The sequence below is a fragment of the Propionibacterium acidifaciens genome (genome assembly GCF_003798325.1).
GTDB classification, from domain to species: Bacteria; Actinomycetota; Actinomycetes; order Propionibacteriales; family Propionibacteriaceae; genus Propionibacterium; species Propionibacterium acidifaciens.
Map to the genome: position 1 here is coordinate 2,473,663 of NZ_CP033719.1, position 16,390 is coordinate 2,490,052.

Annotated in this window: 14 protein-coding genes; 10 read left to right on the plus strand and 4 right to left on the minus strand. The window is 71.8% G+C overall.

The window, feature by feature from the left end; genetic code table 11:
• Positions 1-84 precede the first annotated feature (84 nt).
• The 7 genes from EGX94_RS10590 (at position 85) to EGX94_RS10620 (ending at position 8,156) form a co-directional block, all read left to right on the plus strand.
• Complete coding sequence (locus tag EGX94_RS10590; RefSeq protein WP_021797493.1) at positions 85-867, plus strand: MIP/aquaporin family protein; 783 nt, start codon at positions 85-87, stop codon at positions 865-867.
• 120 nt (positions 868-987) lie between these two features.
• Positions 988-2,514: a glycerol kinase GlpK gene (glpK, locus tag EGX94_RS10595; protein ID WP_021797488.1), complete on the plus strand. Its 1,527-nt coding sequence runs from the start codon at positions 988-990 to the stop codon at positions 2,512-2,514.
• 167 nt (positions 2,515-2,681) lie between these two features.
• Positions 2,682-3,617, plus strand: coding sequence for a bifunctional riboflavin kinase/FAD synthetase (locus EGX94_RS10600; protein ID WP_021796989.1), 936 nt, complete (start codon positions 2,682-2,684; stop codon positions 3,615-3,617).
• 140 nt (positions 3,618-3,757) lie between these two features.
• A complete protein-coding gene (rpsO, locus tag EGX94_RS10605) occupies positions 3,758-4,021 on the plus strand; it encodes a 30S ribosomal protein S15 (protein WP_021796991.1) in 264 nt (87 codons plus the stop codon).
• A gap of 316 nt (positions 4,022-4,337) precedes the next feature.
• Positions 4,338-6,548: a polyribonucleotide nucleotidyltransferase gene (locus EGX94_RS10610; protein WP_021796990.1), complete on the plus strand. Its 2,211-nt coding sequence runs from the start codon at positions 4,338-4,340 to the stop codon at positions 6,546-6,548.
• 152 nt (positions 6,549-6,700) lie between these two features.
• Positions 6,701-7,438, plus strand: a complete 738-nt coding sequence (gene dapB, locus EGX94_RS10615) for a 4-hydroxy-tetrahydrodipicolinate reductase (protein WP_123826275.1) — start codon at positions 6,701-6,703, stop codon at positions 7,436-7,438.
• A gap of 7 nt (positions 7,439-7,445) precedes the next feature.
• Positions 7,446-8,156 (plus strand): LmeA family phospholipid-binding protein, encoded by a 711-nt coding sequence (locus EGX94_RS10620; RefSeq protein WP_021797026.1) that lies wholly within the window; start codon positions 7,446-7,448, stop codon positions 8,154-8,156.
• 128 nt (positions 8,157-8,284) lie between these two features.
• On the opposite strand, the gene EGX94_RS10625 is transcribed toward EGX94_RS10620, so the two are convergent.
• The 3 genes from EGX94_RS10625 to EGX94_RS10635 are packed head-to-tail and all read right to left on the minus strand — an operon-like array spanning position 8,285 to position 10,010.
• Positions 8,285-8,563: a PspC domain-containing protein gene (locus EGX94_RS10625; protein ID WP_021797027.1), complete on the minus strand. Its 279-nt coding sequence runs from the start codon at positions 8,561-8,563 to the stop codon at positions 8,285-8,287.
• On the minus strand, positions 8,563-8,850 hold the full coding sequence (locus tag EGX94_RS10630; protein WP_021797023.1) for a hypothetical protein: 288 nt from the start codon (positions 8,848-8,850) through the stop codon (positions 8,563-8,565). The genes EGX94_RS10625 and EGX94_RS10630 overlap by 1 nt, the downstream gene beginning before the upstream one ends.
• On the minus strand, positions 8,847-10,010 hold the full coding sequence (locus EGX94_RS10635; protein WP_123826277.1) for a PspC domain-containing protein: 1,164 nt from the start codon (positions 10,008-10,010) through the stop codon (positions 8,847-8,849). The genes EGX94_RS10630 and EGX94_RS10635 overlap by 4 nt, the downstream gene beginning before the upstream one ends.
• 134 nt (positions 10,011-10,144) lie before the next feature.
• Between EGX94_RS10635 and EGX94_RS10640 the strand changes: the two genes are divergently transcribed.
• Both EGX94_RS10640 and EGX94_RS10645 read left to right on the plus strand, forming a co-directional pair.
• The gene (locus EGX94_RS10640) at positions 10,145-11,533 is read left to right on the plus strand and encodes an ATP-binding protein (protein ID WP_123826279.1); all 1,389 of its coding nucleotides are present in this window, start codon (positions 10,145-10,147) and stop codon (positions 11,531-11,533) included.
• The gene (locus tag EGX94_RS10645; protein ID WP_028706456.1) at positions 11,530-12,231 is read left to right on the plus strand and encodes a response regulator; all 702 of its coding nucleotides are present in this window, start codon (positions 11,530-11,532) and stop codon (positions 12,229-12,231) included. The genes EGX94_RS10640 and EGX94_RS10645 overlap by 4 nt, the downstream gene beginning before the upstream one ends.
• 39 nt (positions 12,232-12,270) lie before the next feature.
• Here EGX94_RS10645 and EGX94_RS10650 read toward each other — a convergent pair whose 3' ends face one another.
• On the minus strand, positions 12,271-13,527 hold the full coding sequence (locus EGX94_RS10650; protein WP_021798803.1) for a phospholipase D-like domain-containing protein: 1,257 nt from the start codon (positions 13,525-13,527) through the stop codon (positions 12,271-12,273).
• A 110-nt stretch (positions 13,528-13,637) separates the two neighbouring features.
• Here EGX94_RS10650 and pcrA point away from each other — a divergent pair, with 110 nt between their 5' ends.
• The gene (gene pcrA, locus EGX94_RS10655; RefSeq protein ID WP_028706454.1) at positions 13,638-16,130 is read left to right on the plus strand and encodes a DNA helicase PcrA; all 2,493 of its coding nucleotides are present in this window, start codon (positions 13,638-13,640) and stop codon (positions 16,128-16,130) included.
• Positions 16,131-16,390 lie beyond the last annotated feature (260 nt).

A 16,390-nucleotide genomic window follows, 5' to 3' on the forward strand; every position in this document is an offset into this window, starting at 1 on the left:
CGGGCTCGCGCGTGGCGAGCGGTCCGGCGGCCCGTCGGCACGGCGCCGGCGGGTACTCGTCCACAAGACACAAGGAAGTGCCACATGATTCCTCTTGTCTCCTCGGCGGCCATCTTCGGCTCCGAGTTCCTCGGCACCGCACTGCTCATGCTGCTCGGCGTGGGCGTCGTCGCGAACCACAATCTCCCGAAGACCGGCGGCCACGGCGGAGGCCCGCAGTTCATCAACTGGGGATGGGGCATCGCGGTCATGGTGGGCGTCTACGGCGCCTACCGGACCGGTGGCCACCTCAACCCCGCCGTCACCGTCGGCCTGGCGGCCTCCGGCAAGGACCTCGCCACCGGCATCCCGGCCACCGCGAGCAACATCGCGATCTACATCATCGCCCAGCTGTGCGGCGGCTTCGTCGGCGCCGTCTTCGCCTGGCTCGTCTACAAGAAGCAGTACGACGAGGACTGCGAGCCGGCCCTCAAGCGGGGCTCCTTCTGCACCGCCCCGCAGATCCGCGCCTACGGCTGGAACTGCCTCGTCGAGACCGTCGCGACCTACGTCCTGGTGATCTGGGTCATCCTGTCCGGCTACACCAACATCGCCACCGTCACGACCGCCGACGGGGTCGAGCAGCTCGCCGGCTCCCTCATCGGCCCCCTGGGCGTCATGCTCGTCATCGTCGGCATCGGCAACAGCCTCGGCGGGCCCACCGGGTACGCCCTGAACCCGGCTCGTGACCTCATGCCGCGCCTGGCCCACGCCGTCCTGCCCATCAAGGGCAAGGGCGACTCCGACTGGGCCTACTCCTGGGTCCCGGTCGTCGGCCCGCTGCTCGGCGGCGTCCTCGCCGGCCTCACCTACCAGATCTTCTGGTGATCCCCCGGGCGCCCGCGGCGAGGGTCACGCGCCCGGACCGCGGGCTCCCGTCCCCGGCCGTCGCGGGCCGCTCAGAGTGCGTTCGAAGGCGAGCGCACCACAGCTGAAAGGAACACTCACATGGCAGAAGAAGAGCAGTACATCCTGGCCATCGACGAGGGCACCACCTCCGCACGGGCCATCATCTTCAACCATGCCGGCCGCATCGTCGCCACCGGTCAGCAGGAGTTCGAGCAGATCTTTCCACGGGCCGGCTGGGTCGAGCACAACCCGGTCGAGATCTGGGAGGCCGTCCGGGCCGTCGTCGGCCAGGCCCTGTCGAACGCCGAGATCAACCGGCACCAGCTCGCCGCGGTGGGCATCACGAACCAGCGCGAGACCACCGTCGTGTGGGACCGCGAGACCGGCGAGCCCGTCTACAACGCCATCGTCTGGCAGGACACCCGCACCCAGCGGATCTGCGAGGAGCTGGCCGGGGACGAGGGCCCCGACCGTTTCAAGAGCATCTGCGGCCTGCCCCTCAACACCTACTTCGCGGGGCCCAAGGTGCGCTGGATCCTCGAGAACGTCGAGGGCGCCCGGCAGCGGGCCGAGGAGGGCGGGCTCCTCATGGGCACCATGGACACCTGGGTGCTGTGGAACCTCACCGGCGGTCTCGACGGCGGCGTCCACGTCACCGACGTGACGAACGCCTCGCGGACGATGCTCATGAACATCGAGACCCTCCAGTGGGACGAGCGCATGATCGAGGCCCTCGGCATCCCGGCCTCGATGCTGCCGCAGATCAGGTCCAGCTCCGAGGTCTACGGCCTCGGCCGCAAGAACGGCCTGCTCATCGACACCCCGATCGCCGGCATCCTCGGTGACCAGCAGGCGGCCACCTTCGGCCAGGCCTGCTTCGAGCCCGGCATGGCGAAGAACACCTACGGCACGGGCTGCTTCATGCTCCAGAACACGGGCACCGAGCCCGTCTTCAGCAAGAACGGCCTGCTCACCACCGTCTGCTACAAGCTCGGCGACCGGCCCGCGGTGTACGCCCTCGAGGGCTCGATCGCCGTGGCGGGCTCGCTCGTGCAGTGGCTGCGCGACAGCCTGAAGATGGTCGCGAGCGCCCCCGAGTCCGAGGCCCTGGCCGCCTCGGTGGACGACAACGGCGGCGCCTACTTCGTGCCGGCCTTCTCGGGTCTCTTCGCGCCGTACTGGCGCCCGGACGCCCGCGGGGCCCTCGTCGGCCTGACCCGCTACGTCAACCGGGGCCACATCGCCCGCGCTGTGCTCGAGTCGACCGCCTACCAGACCCGGGAGGTCCTGGACGCCATGAACGCCGACTCCGGCGTGCCGCTGACCGAGCTCAAGGTCGACGGCGGCATGACCGCGAACCAGCTGCTCATGCAGTTCCAGGCCGACCAGCTCGACGTGCCGGTCATCCGCCCGGTCGTTGCCGAGACCACCGCCCTCGGTGCCGCCTACGCGGCCGGTATCGCGGTGGGCTTCTGGAGCGGCGAGCAGGACGTCATCGACAACTGGGCCGAGGACACCCGCTGGGAGCCGGCGGCCGTTCCCGCCGAGCGGGACCGCCTCTACCGCAACTGGAAGAAGGCCGTCCAGCGCACCCTCAATTGGGTCGACGAGGACGTCGTCGAGTGACCCGCTGATCGCCGACCGTGCGAGGGGCCCCGTCACCGGGGCCCCTCGCTGCGCGTCCGGCGGGTGACGCCCGGGCCCGGGGTCGGCGCCCGGCCCGCGCCGGCGGCCCGTACTACACTCGGCCCGGCGCGGCGCGCACCGCCCCGCGCGGACCGGAGAGGTGGGTCATGGCTGGATCGGTTGTCGTCATCGGCAACTTCGACGGCGTTCACCGCGGTCATCGGGCGCTGCTGGACCGCGCGCGCGCCCGGGCCGCCGCCCTCGGCGTCGACGGCGTCCCGCTGCCGGTCGTCGCGGTGACCCTGTGGCCCCACCCGATGACCGTCTTCGCGCCGGACCGGGTGCCACGCCTGCTCACCAGTCTCGACGACCGCATCGAGCTGCTGAAGCGCTGCGGCGCCTCGCAGGTGCGGGTCGTCCAGTTCAACGGGGAGGTCGCCGCCTGGCCCCCCGCCCGTTTCGTCGAGCGCATCATCGACCCGCTCGACCCCCGGCTCGTCATCGTCGGCACGAACTTCACCTTCGGCAGGGGCGCCGCCGGGACCGCCCGGACCCTCGCCGAGCTCGGCGCCGGCCGTTTCGAGACCACCGCCCTCGACCTGGTCGGGGTCGGGGGCGTCGACACCTCCTCGAGCCGCATCCGCAAGGCCCTGGCCGCAGGCGAGGTCACCGGCGCCGCCGAGCACCTCGGCCGCTGGTTCTCCCTGTCGGGCGTCGTGGTCGTCGGCGACCAGCGCGGCCGCATGCTCGGCTTCCCGACGGCCAATCTGCCGATCCCCGCCGAGCTCGCGACGCCCGGCGACGGCGTCTACGCCGGCTGGCTGCGTCGCCTCGACGAGCCCGGCGCCGAGGCCATGCCCGCCGCTGTGAGCGTCGGCACGAACCCGACCTTCGACGGCATCGAGCGCCGCGTCGAGTCCTACGTGCTCGACCGCACCGACCTGGAGCTGTACGGCGCGAAGGTGCGCGTCGAATTCGTGAGGTCGCTGCGCGGGCAGCTGCGCTTCGCCGGGGCCGAGGGGCTCGTCGTCCAGATGCGCCGCGACGTCGCCGAGACGCGGCGGCTGCTCGCCGACCCGGCGAACCGGTCGCTGCCCCTGTGACGGCGGTCGCCGATTCGGTCGTCCGGGCCGGGGCCTGCTAGGCTTCGCGAGTTGCCGTCGATCGGCCGCGGAGCACCAAGAGCCGCCCACGGACAGGGTGGGGCGGCGCCGCGCAGCGGGAACGGGAAGGGGAGGCCATCATGGATGCCGCCGAGAAGAAGAGGATCATCGAAGAGTACGCGACGCACCCGGGCGACACCGGTTCCCCCGATGTCCAGATCGCCCTGCTGACCAGGCGCATCTCGCACCTGACCGAGCACCTCAAGGAGCACAAGGGCGACCACCACAGCCGCCGCGGGCTCATGCTCATGGTCGGCCAGCGCCGCCGCCTGCTCAACTACGTGGCCAAGGAGGACATCAACCACTACCGCGCGCTCGTCAAGCGCCTCGGCATCCGCCGCTGAGGTCCGGCGCGTCGCAGCCACGGGAACCGCCCGGGGATCGTCCCCGGGCGGTTCCGTCCGTCCGGGCCCGCGTCCGTCCGGGTCGGAACGGGCCCCGCGGCGCGCGGAGCGGTGCCCGAATAGGTGGAATCCGGGTGCGTCGGCTAGCCTTGACCCGGTGCGCCCGACGCGCACCCCTATGACGCCGCCGTCATGGCCGCCACGATCAGCCCTCGGTCCTCGGTGGTGGATCCCGGGCCCGTCCCGGCGTCCTCGATCGAAGACCGGTTCTGACGGGCGTCCATGCCAGTGGCGATTCCCCAGTGAAAGGAATCCCATGGAGGGACCTGACGTCAAGTTCGCCGAGGCCGTCATCGACAACGGCTCGTTCGGCAGGCACGTAGTCCGTTTCGAGACGGGCAAACTCGCCAAGCAGGCGGACGGCTCGGCGGCCGTCTACCTCGACGGCGACACCATGCTGCTGAGCGCCACCACCGCCCAGAAGACCCCGCGCGAGTCCATCGACTTCTTCCCGCTGACCGTCGACGTCGACGAGAAGATGTACGCCGTGGGCCGCATCCCCGGCTCGTTCTTCCGTCGCGAGGGCCGCCCGTCCGAGGGCGCCATCCTGGCCTGCCGCCTCATCGACCGTCCGCTGCGCCCCGCGTTCAAGAAGGGACTGCGCAACGAGGTCCAGGTCGTCATCACCGTCCTCGCCCTCAACCCGCAGGTCGAGTACGACGTCGTGGCCATCAACGCCGCGTCGATGTCCACCCAGATCTCCGGCCTGCCCTTCAGCGGCCCGATCGGCGGCGTGCGCATCAGCCTCATCGGCGACCAGTGGGTGTGCTTCCCCACCGTCGACCAGGAGAAGGAGGCCACCTTCTCGATGGTCGTCGCCGGCCGTGTCCTGGCCGGCGGCGACGTCGCGATCATGATGGTCGAGGCCGGTTCGACCGAGGCCACCTGGGATCTCGTGAAGGCGGGCCGCACCGCCCCGACCGAGGAGGTCGTCGGCGCCGGTCTCGAGGCCGCCAAGCCGTTCATCAAGGTCCTGTGCGACGCCCAGGCCGAGTTGGCCGCCCAGGTCAACAAGGAGACCTACGACTTCCCGGTCTTCAAGGACTACGAGGACGACGTCTGGACGCGCGTGAACGAGCTCGGCCGCGACCGGCTCGACGCGATCGAGCAGATCGCCGCCAAGCTGGAGCGCCAGGAGGCCGAGTCCGATCTCAAGCACGAGATCAAGGACGTCATGGGCGCCGAGGAGGTCTTCGCCGGCCGAGAGGGCGAGATCTCGGGCGCCTTCAAGGCCATGACGAAGCAGATCGTCCGCGGGCGCGTCCTGTCCGAGGGCGTCCGCATCGACGGCCGCGGCCCCAAGGACATCCGCACGCTGTCCAGCGAGGTCGGCGTCATCCCGCGCGTCCACGGCTCCGGCCTGTTCCAGCGCGGTGAGACCCAGGTGCTGGGCATCACGACGCTCAACATGCTCGACATGGAGCAGAAGCTCGACACCCTCAGCTCGGCCAGGACCAAGCGCTACATGCACCAGTACGAGATGCCGCCGTACTCCACCGGCGAGACCGGCCGCATCGGTTCGCCGAAGCGCCGCGAGGTCGGCCACGGCCACTTGGCCGAGCGCGCCATCGTCCCGGTGCTGCCCACCCGCGACGAGTTCCCCTACGCCATCCGTCAGGTCTCCGAGGCCATCGGCTCCAACGGCTCCACCTCGATGGGCTCGGTCTGCGCCTCGACGCTCTCCCTGCTCAACGCCGGCGTGCCGTTGAGGGCGCCCGTGGCCGGCATCGCCATGGGTCTCATGAGCGAGACGGACGAGAAGAGCGGTGAGACCACCTACCTGGCCCTCACCGACATCCTCGGCGCCGAGGACGCCCTCGGCGACATGGACTTCAAGGTGGCCGGCACCAGCGAGTTCGTCACCGCCCTGCAGCTCGACACGAAGCTCGACGGCATCCCCGCCGACGTGCTCGCCCAGGCCCTGCTGCAGGCCCGCGAGGCCCGCACGACGATCCTCGGCGTCATCCACGACGCGATCGACGAGCCCGACGAGATGAGCGAGTTCGCCCCGCGCATCATCACCGTGCACATCCCCACCGACAAGATCGGCGAGGTCATCGGGCCCAAGGGCAAGGTCATCAACCAGATCCAGGACGACACCGGCGCCAGCATCTCCATCGAGGAGGACGGCACGATCTACATCGGCGCCGACAACGGCGAGTCCGCCGAGTCTGCGCGTACGATGATCAATGCCATTGCCAATCCGACCATGCCGGAGGAGGGCGAGCGCTATCTGGGCACCGTCGTGAAGCTCACGAGCTTCGGAGCCTTCGTCTCGCTGCTGCCGGGCAAGGACGGCCTGCTCCACATCTCGAGGCTGCGCGCCCTCAACGGCGGCAAGCGCGTCGAGGAGGTCGACGACGTGCTCTCGGTCGGCCAGAAGCTGCAGGTCGAGATCACCGATGTCGACGACCGGGGCAAGCTCTCGCTGAGCCCGGTCCTCGAGGATGACGAGGACGAGGACTGATCAGGATCGCTCGACCGACGGAGGGCCGGTCCCGCTCGAGCGGGGCCGGCCCTCCGTCCGGTCCCACGGCGGCTGCGCCGCGGGGGCCGTCGGTCCCGTGGCGCGGGTAAGCTGGTCAGCGATCCGTCGGGCGAGGGAACTGCGAGGTAGCGATGATCGAGGTCGGTGTGTTCGGCGCGAAGGGCCGCATGGGCTCCACCGTGTGCGAGGCGGTCGAGGGGGCTCCCGACATGGAGCTGGTGGCCCGCATCGATGCCGGCGATGACCGCGCCCCCGCCGGGGCGGCCCGCGTCATGGTCGACTTCACCCGGCCCGATGCCGTCATGGACGACATCGAGTGGTGCATCGACCACGGCGTCAACGCCGTCGTCGGCACCACCGGCTTCGACGACGAGCGGCTCGACCGGGTGCGCTCCTGGCTCGGCGACGCCCCGCGGGTCGGCGTCCTCATCGCCTCGAACTTCTCCATCGGCGCCGTCCTCATGATGGCCTTCGCCGAGAAGGCCGCCCCCTTCTTCGACTCCGCCGAGATCGTCGAGCTGCACCATCCCCGCAAACTCGACGCCCCCTCCGGCACCGCCGCCAGCACCGCCCGGCGCATCGCGGCGGCCCGCCGCGCCGCCGGCTGCGCCCCGATGCCCGACGCCACGCGGACGGCCCTCGGCGGCGCCCGCGGCGCGCGCGTCGACGAGGTGCCGATCCACTCCGTCCGGCTGCAGGGCCTGGTCGCCCACCAGGAGGTGCTGCTCGGCACGGCGGGGGAGACCCTCACGCTCCGCGACGACTCCTACGACCGCGTCTCCTTCATGCCCGGTGTCCTGGCCGGGGTGCGCGCGGTCGTCGACCGGCCCGGTCTCACCGTCGGCATGGACGAGATCCTCGGTCTGTGAGCCTGCCGTGCCCCGCGGTCTGAAGGTCCTGTGCGGCCTCCTGGTCCTCGTCCTGCTGCTCGCCGGCGCGGCGGTCGGGGTGTCCTACCATGTGGCGATGCGCTCCGTGCAGTCGCGCGTCGCCGCTCGGCTCGGCGAGGACCCCTCCCGGGTCCACGTCGCGAGCTCCCAGCGGATCCTGCTGCCGGTGCTCACCTCCGGCACGCTCGACGACCTCAGCGTCGACGTCGACGAGTTCGGGCTGACCGTTCGGGGCCAGGACGTCACGCTGCGCTCGGCCCGCGCCGAGCTCACCGATCTCACCCATGTGCGCGAGCCCGACGCGCTGACGGCCGGGAGTCTCAGGGCCTCGGCCGTCATGGGCTGGGACGCGATCGCCTCGGCCACGGGCCTGACGGTGAGCCGCTCCGGCGACGGGACGGTCGAGGCCACCACCACGGTGTCTGCCGTCGGGGCGCAGCTCCCGGTGACGATCACCTCGGCGTCGCCGGCCGTGGCCGCCGACGGGACCGTCACGTTGACCGGCGCCGGGGTCCGGGTCGCCGACTCCGACCTGCCCGATGCGCTCGCCCAGCCGGTCCTGGCCGAGGTCCAGGACCGGCTCCGCCTGCCGGAGCCGCCCGAGGGCCTCGGCTACTCGGGGCTGGAAATCGTCCAGGACGGCATGAGGGTCGCCCTGAGCGGTCAGGACGTCACGATCTCGCGGCTCGGGGGATGATGGACCGGCCGGCGGGGCCGATCCCCCGGTCTCCCCCGCGGGGCGGACTGCGCCGGATCCTCAGTCGCGGATCCGGCCGGGCAGGACGAGACGCGCGGGCGAGCGTCGTCGCCCCGGCGCCCGGCCGGTCACCAGGAGCCGCCGTCGTAGCCGTCGGACTTCTTGCCACCGAACTCGTCGAGCTTCTTCTTGACCTGGTCGAAGCCGCGCACGTCGTCGTACTCGTCGGGCAGCAGCAGCCAGCCGATGAGATAGGCGATGACCCCGCCGCCGCTCGTCACGAGGGCGAGGACGCAGAAGACGAGGCGGACGAGGTTCGAGTCGATGCCGAAGTAGTCGGCGATGCCTCCGGCCACGCCGCTGAGCATCCGGTGGTCACGGCTTCGCGTGAGCTTCTTCGAGGCCATCAGGGTTCTCCTTGTCCCGTCGCGTTGTGTCGCGTCGTCGTGGGCGTCGGGGCGCCGGACGGCCCCGCGCCCCCGATTCCGCCGTGTGTCCTCATGTTACCCGCGGCCAGCCCCAGGAGCCCGGTGACGATGAGGGCCAGCGGTACTCCGAGTCGCACGGCGGCATGGCCGACCAGGTGGTTCGAGGTGAGCACCGCCACCGTGGCGATGATGAGGAACAGAAGCCCCCACACGAGGGAGGCGGACCGCTGGGAGCGCCCGTCCGGGCGCCGGCTCTCGGGGCTCATCGGACGACCTCCATCTGCGAGCGCACGAGTCGCACCTCGACGCGCAGGGCTCCGGGGGCCGGGCGGGCCTGCGCCCCGTCGGTCCCGTCGGTCCCGTCGTCGGGGACCGGCGCGCCGGGCCCGACGGTGCTCGTCCACGTGCCCGAGCCGACGCTCGCGCAGCCGCCCGCCGAGGGCAGGGCGAGCTCCGAGAAGAAGCAGCTGTACTCGATCGTCACCGTGCGGTCGGCCGGGACGATGATGCGCACGATCGCGTCGTGCGCCTGGATCGTCAGCTCGTCGCGCTGGGCGGGCAGGGAGCTCAGGTCGAGGAGGACGCTGCGGCTCTCGATGTCGAGCGGGCCGGCGGCGTACTCGTCCGGGCCGAGGCGGTCCCCGGGGTGCGCCTGCTGACCGAGGGTGGTCATGAAGGGCGCGTCGAGCACGAGGATGAGGACGCCGAGGCAGGCGCCGACGTCGCGCAGCGGGCGCGAAAGGCCCCAGGGGCTCGAGAGCACCAGGCCGGCGCCGATCGTGCCGAGGGCGGCGGCGACGCCGCAGACCAGCCGGGCGAGGGGCCGGGCGTCGACGAGGAGGAACACTGCCGCGCCGGCCCCGGCCGCCAGGGGCAGCGTGACCGCCGCGATGGCGGTGACCGGCCCGGAGCGTCGCGCGTCGGGGGCGGCCGCGTCGGCGCGGCGCCGTCGGGCCCGGGCGGCGCGCAGCGGCCCGACCGCCCACATGATGATGACGAGGAGCGCGATGAGGGCGATCGGCCACCACGTGAGGGGGACGAGGTCGTGCACGGCCAGGACCGTGGCTGCGCCGACCGCCAGCAGCAGGACCGCGAAGCCGAACCAGCCGGTGCGGCGCAGGCAGGGCAGGACCCGCTCGACGGGGCTGCGGTCGTCCTGACGGGTGGGTGTGGTGACCCACAGGGTGAGGTAGAGGGCGACGCCGAGGCCGGCGCTGAGTCCGGCCAGCGCGGCGACGAGGCGCAGCAGCAGGGGATCGATGCCGGTGCGGTCTGCGATGCCCTGGCAGACGCCGCCGATGACGCCGGCATCGGGGTCGCGGACGATGAGCGAGCCCGGCCCCCGGCGCCTGGTGACGGGTCGGGCCGATCGTCCGGGGACGTCGTCGACCGCCGGGCCGGTGCCCTGCTCGTCCCCATTCGCCATGGGCCCAGTCTCGTCCACGTCACCCCTCCTCCCCACACGAGACACCCCTGAAATGCCCCTCGTGCCCGGATCGTCCCCCTCCCATCGGCGTCCTCGCCGTTCCCCCGGGTCCGGGGATGCGCAAAGATTGAGGGGTGAGGTACCAGGACGAGCCCTCCGCGGGGCAGCGGGCGATGGGGGCCGGCGCGCCCGCGCAGGCCGCCGGTTCCGCTCCTCGTCCCGGCCCCGGCCCGGCGCGCGCCGCCGACGACCCGTCCCCCGCGCCCGACGGGCCCCCCGCCCCGGCGCGCCGCGCACCCCGCCCCAAGCTGCGCCGGCCCCTGGACCGACGCTGGCTCGGCGGGGTGTGCACCGGTGTGGCCGACCACCTCGGCTGGCCGGTGTGGGTCGTGCGCGTGTGCTTCATCGTGCTCGTGGGCGCCGATTACATCGGCATCATCTTCTACGCCCTGGCCTGGCTGCTCATCCCCGCCAAGGTGCCCGACCACGAGGCGCCGGGCCTGGAGATGGCCAACCGCGCCGACATGCGCCGCACGACCAGGGACACGAGCCCGGCCGGCACCGGGAGCGCGCTGGCGGTCATCGTCCTGTGCGTCGGCGTGCTCATGCTCGTGCGCATGATGGACGTCAATCCGGGCGGCGTCTTCTTCTGGCCGATCATCCTCGCCTGTCTGGGCGTCGCCCTCGTCTGGCGGCAGGCCGAGGCCCCCGAGGGGGACGGTTCGGAGCACGGCACCCCGCGCTGGCTGGCCCCCCTCGTGAGCCAGGACCACTGGGCACTGCTCGTGCGCATGGGTCTGGCGCTCATCCTCATCGGTGCGGCCATCTCGCTGCTGGCCTACAGCCAGGCCGGGCAGCCCTATCTGCCGTCGATGCTCGCCGTCGCGGCCCTCACCCTCATCGGCATCGGCGTCGTCGCCGCGCCCGCCATGAACCGCATGCGCAACAACCTCGCCGCTGCGCGCGAGGCGCGGATCGTCTCGGACGCCCGCGCCGACATGGCCGCCCACCTGCACGACTCCGTCCTGCAGACCCTCGCCCTCATCCAGCGCCAGGCGGGCGACCCCAAGGCCGTCGCCTCGCTCGCCCGCCGCCAGGAGCGTGAGCTGCGCGCCTGGCTCTACGGGGAGCAGCCCGGCCCGGAGACCTTCCGGGCGGCCCTCGTCGAGGCGGGCGCCGAGATCGAGGACGAGCGGGGCGTGCCCATCGAGGTGGTCTGCGTCGGCGACGCCGAGAACACGCCGGGCCTGGAGGCCACGCTCCGCGCGGCGCGCGAGGCGATGATGAACGCCTCCAAGCACTCCGGCGCCGACAAGATCGACGTCTACGCGGAGGTGGGGCCGGAGACGGTCGAGGTCTTCGTCCGCGACCGTGGCAGGGGATTCGATCCGGAACAGATCGGGGAGGACCGCATGGGTGTGAAAAGATCGATTGTCGAACGCATGGAACGCTACGGGGGCCGGGCGGTCATCCGCACGGCACCGGGCGAAGGCACTGAGGTGAGACTGGAGATGACGCGATGACCAACGCCCCGCAGGCTCTCGTGAGCCCCGAGCAGCCCACGCACGAGGGGCCCTGGCGGGTCGTCCTCGTGGACGACCACGCGATCTTCCGCGCGGGTGTGCGCCACGAGCTCACCAGCTCCGCGCCCGAGCACGTCGACGTCGTCGGCGAGGGCGAGGACGTGACGAGCGCCGTCCGGACCATCCTCGACACGCGGCCCGACGTCGTCCTGCTCGACGTCCACCTGCCCGGCGGGGGCGGGGCCGAGGTCGCCAAGCAGGTGCACCGGAACGCGCCCGAGATCACCTTCCTGGCCCTGTCGGTCTCCGACGCGGCCGAGGACGTCATCGGCGTCATCCGCGCCGGTGCCCGCGGCTACGTCACCAAGTCCATCAGCACCGACGACCTGGTCGACGCCATCAGCCGCGTCGCCACCGGTGACGCCGTGTTCAGCCCCCGGCTCGCCGGCTTCGTCCTCGACGCCTTCTCCGGCTCCATCTCGGTCGCCAGCGTCGACGAGGACCTCGACCGGCTCAGCCAGCGCGAGCGCGAGGTCATGAAGCTCATCGCCCGCGGCTACACCTACAAGGAGGTCGCCAAGGAGTTGTTCATCTCGATCAAGACGGTCGAGACGCACGTGTCGAGCGTACTGCGCAAGCTCCAGCTGTCGAACCGCCACGAGCTGACGAAGTGGGCCACCGACCGCAAGCTGGTCTGAGCGCGCCGACCCGGGACGAGCGCGCCGGGTCCCGTCGGCTCAGAAGATCGGGCGCCAGGGCGCCAGCAGGCCCTCGGTGAACTTCGCGACCGGGCTGCGCTGCTCCCAGTGCGCCAGGTCGACCTCGCGGCAGTTCGTGAGGTCGGTGAGGAAGATCCCCTCGAGGGCGTCGGCGACGGTCGGCGAGACGATCTCGGCATTGATCTCGTAGTTGCCCACGAGCGAGAGGCGGTCGAGGTTGGCGGTGCCGATCGTCGACCACTGGCCGTCGATCGTCGCCGTCTTCGCGTGGACCATGGCGTTCTGGTAGAGGAACAGCCGGATGCCGTCGCGGAGCATGCCCGAGTAGAAGCCCCGGCTCAACCAGTCGGTGAGGATGTGGTTCGACTCGGCCGGCACGATGATCCGCACGTCGACCCCGCGTTTGGCGGCGCGCCCCAGGGCGGTGCGGAGGTCATCGTCGGGGATGAGATAGGCCGTCGTGAGCCAGATGTTCCGCTGGGCCCGGTCGATCGCCTCGAGGTACATGTTGCGGATCGGGTAGACCCGCCAGCGCGGCACGTTGCGCTGCAGGGTGACGGGCCCGCCCCAGTCTCGCTCGACCACGTCGGGCAGCTCGGGGCGCGAGGACGGGCGCCACCAGAACAGGTGCACCGGGCGCATGTTCCAGTAGTCGATGAAGGCGTTCTCGAACTCCGCCACGCACGGGCCGGTGAAACGGCCGTGGGTGTCGCGCCAGGAGTCGGCGTACAGCGAGCCGATGTTGTACCCGCCCATGAAGGCGACCTCGCCGTCGATGACGAGCAGTTTGCGGTGGTCCCGGCCCGAGTAGCGCAGGTTCCAGAAGGCGGCCGACTGGACCAGCGGGTGCGTCTTGACGTGGATCGACCCGGGGAGGCTGAAGAAACGGGGGTCGACGACGATGTTCGCGAAGGCGTCGTAAACGACGTAGACCTCGACGCCGCGGTCGGCGGCGTCGATGAGCGCCCGCTTGAAGCGCCGGCCCATCTCGTCGCCCTTCCAGATGAAGGTCTCGAAGTAGATGCGGTCGGTGGCGGCGTCGATGGCGGCCAGCATGTCCGCGTAGAGGTCCTCGCCGAACGAGTAGACCGTCACCTCGTCGTGGTGGGCGCTGGCCTCGGCCACCGGACTGCGCGGGAAGGTGGGCGGGCCCTGGCGGCGTTTGCGCAGATGATCCATCGTCATGACCGCCGCTGCCGCGGTCGTCTGTGCTGCGGCGACCGCCAGGAGTGCCACGCCGATCGCGCGCCTGACACGGTGGGGAATCGAGGACATGGGCCGATTCTAGGGTCGCCGGGCCATGATGCGGGGGATTGGCGCCCGTCGTGCGGCGCGCCCGGCGGGCGCGTGCCGAGGAGCAGGTGCGCCGGTACGATTGCTGGGTCATGACTGATGCCGCCTCGCCCAACCCGTTCGCCGCCTTCGGCGCTCGTCTCGATGCCCTTCACGGGGCCGGGGCGGTGCCTGCGCCCGGCGTCGACGGCCCGTCCGGGCCCGACGAGGACGAGGCTCGCCTGCTCGAGGGCCTCAACGGGCCCCAGCGCGAGGCCGTCGTCCACACCGGGGGGCCCGTGCTCGTCGTGGCCGGTGCCGGCTCGGGCAAGACGCGCGTACTGACGCGCCGCATCGCCCACCTCATCTCCCGGTGCGGCGTGCACCCGGGCTCGGTGCTGGCGATCACCTTCACCAACAAGGCGGCGGCGGAGATGCGGGCCCGCGTCACAGCGTTGGTCGGCCGGCGCGCCCGGGCGATGTGGGTCTCCACCTTCCACTCGGCCTGCGTGCGCATCCTGCGCGCCGAACTGGGCGAGGCGCCCGAGTTCGGGCTGCGGCGCAACTTCTCGATCTACGACGACGCCGACGCCCGCCGACTCATGGCCCTCGTGCTGCGCGACGAGGACGTCGACGCGAAGAAGTTCCCGCCGCGCTCGGTGCTCGCCCGGGTCTCGAACGCCAAGAACGAGCTGACAGGCCCGGCCGAGGCGCTCGCCGATGCCGCCAGCGGCAACGACGAGCTCCATGCGCGCGCCTACGCCGAGTACGACCGCAGACTGCGCGCCGCCAACGCCGTGGACTTCGACGACCTCATCATGCTGACGGTCCGGCTCCTCCGGACGCACCCGGACGTCCGCGAGAAGTACCGCCGCCGCTTCCGCCAGGTGCTCGTCGACGAGTACCAGGACACGAACCACGCCCAGTACATGCTCATCCGCGAGCTCTGCTCGCCGCTCGACCCGGTTCCCGGCGCGCCGGCGGTGCCGCCGCCCGAGCTCATGGTCGTGGGCGACTCCGACCAGTCGATCTACTCCTTCAGGGGCGCCGACGTGCGCAACATCCTCGACTTCGAGAAGGACTTCCCCGGCGCCCGCACGATCCTGCTGGAGCAGAACTACCGCAGCACCCAGACGATCCTGTCGGCCGCCAACGCCGTCATCGGCAACAACCCGGACCGGCCCGCCAAGAAGCTGTGGAGCAGCGTGTCCGGCGGCGAGCGCATCATCGGCTACGTCTCCGACACCGAGCACGACGAGGCCCGCTGGGTGGCCGACGAGATCGACCGGCTGCACGACGAGGAGGGCTGCAAGTACTCCGACACGGCCGTCTTCTACCGCACCAACGCCCAGTCGCGCCCGTTCGAGGAGGTCTTCATCCGTCTCGGCCTGCCGTACCGGGTGGTCGGGGGAGTGCGCTTCTACGAGCGCCGCGAGGTGCGCGACGCCCTGAGCTACCTGCGGGCCATCGCCAATCCCGTGGACGACGTCTCGGTGCGCCGCATCCTCAACGTGCCCAAGAGGGGCATCGGTGCCCGTGCCGAGGCGGCGCTCGAGGTCTTCGCCGCCGACGAGGGGATCGCCTTCACCGAGGCCGTCGACCGCGTCGACGAGGTGCCCGGCATGGCCACCCGCTCGACCAGGCAGGTGCGGGCGTTCGGCGAACTGATGCGCGGCCTCCGCGGGCTCGTCGAGCAGGGGGCCCCCGCCGACCAGGTCCTGGCGGCGGTGCTCAAGGACTCCGGCCTGCTGGACGAGCTGAAGGCCTCGAAGGACCCGCAGGACCAGACTCGCGTCGAGAACCTCGTCGAGCTCGTGGCGGTCGCCCAGGAGTTCGTCGCCCAGGCCCACGTCGTCGACCTGGAGGCCGACCAGGTCGCCGTCGACGACGAGGAGCTGGACGCCCGCGCCCTCGAGGGCGACGACTCGCTCGGCGTCTTCCTGGAGCGCATCGCCCTGGTGGCCGACTCCGACCAGATCCCCGACGCCGACCCGGACTCGCCGGGCGTCGTCACCCTCATGACCCTGCACACGGCCAAGGGACTGGAGTTCGACAACGTCTTCCTCACCGGGATGGAGGATGGCGTCTTCCCCCACATGAGGGCCCTGGCGAGCAAGGACGAGCTCGCCGAGGAGCGCCGGCTGAGCTATGTGGGCATCACCCGGGCCCGACGGCGGCTCTACGTCTCGCGCGCTGCCGTCCGGTCGGCGTGGGGCGCCCCGCAGTACAACCCGGCCAGCCGCTTCCTCGAGGAGATCCCCGCCGAGCTCATCGACTGGCAGCGCACCGCCGTCGAGCTGGACGGCTGGACCCTGAGCGCCGGCGCCCGTACGGGCGCCTCGCGGCGGGCCGCGGGCGCCTCCGGGCCGCGGGACGACGCCCCGGCGTTCGGTTCGGGGCGGGGGCACATGCCCGCCTCGGGGGCCGGCCGTGACTCTCGGATCGTCTCGCTCGAGGCGGGCGATCGCGTGCTGCACCCCAGCTTCGGGCTGGGCACGGTCGTCGCGACAAGCGGCAGTGGCGACAACGCCAAGGCCGACGTCGACTTCGGCTCGGGTGGCGTCAAACGCCTCGCCCTGCGCTTCGCGCCGCTCGAGAAACTCTGAGCCGGCGGTCGCGGAGCCCGAGGCATGGCCCGCGGCCGGGAGCCGCGGCCCCGAGTCGGGAACCCGGCCGTCGTCCCGGCGGTGGACGGCCGCCCCGATCCCCCGGAAGCACATGCACGATCCGAGCGCCGCCGGGGTGGACCCCCGGGACCGGGTCGGCATGCGGTCGCAGCAGGACCCACCCGGCGATCGACCACCGCGCACCGGGCGAAGCCGGCACCGGACCCAAGCGGCCCGAGACGAACATTCACCACTGTCCG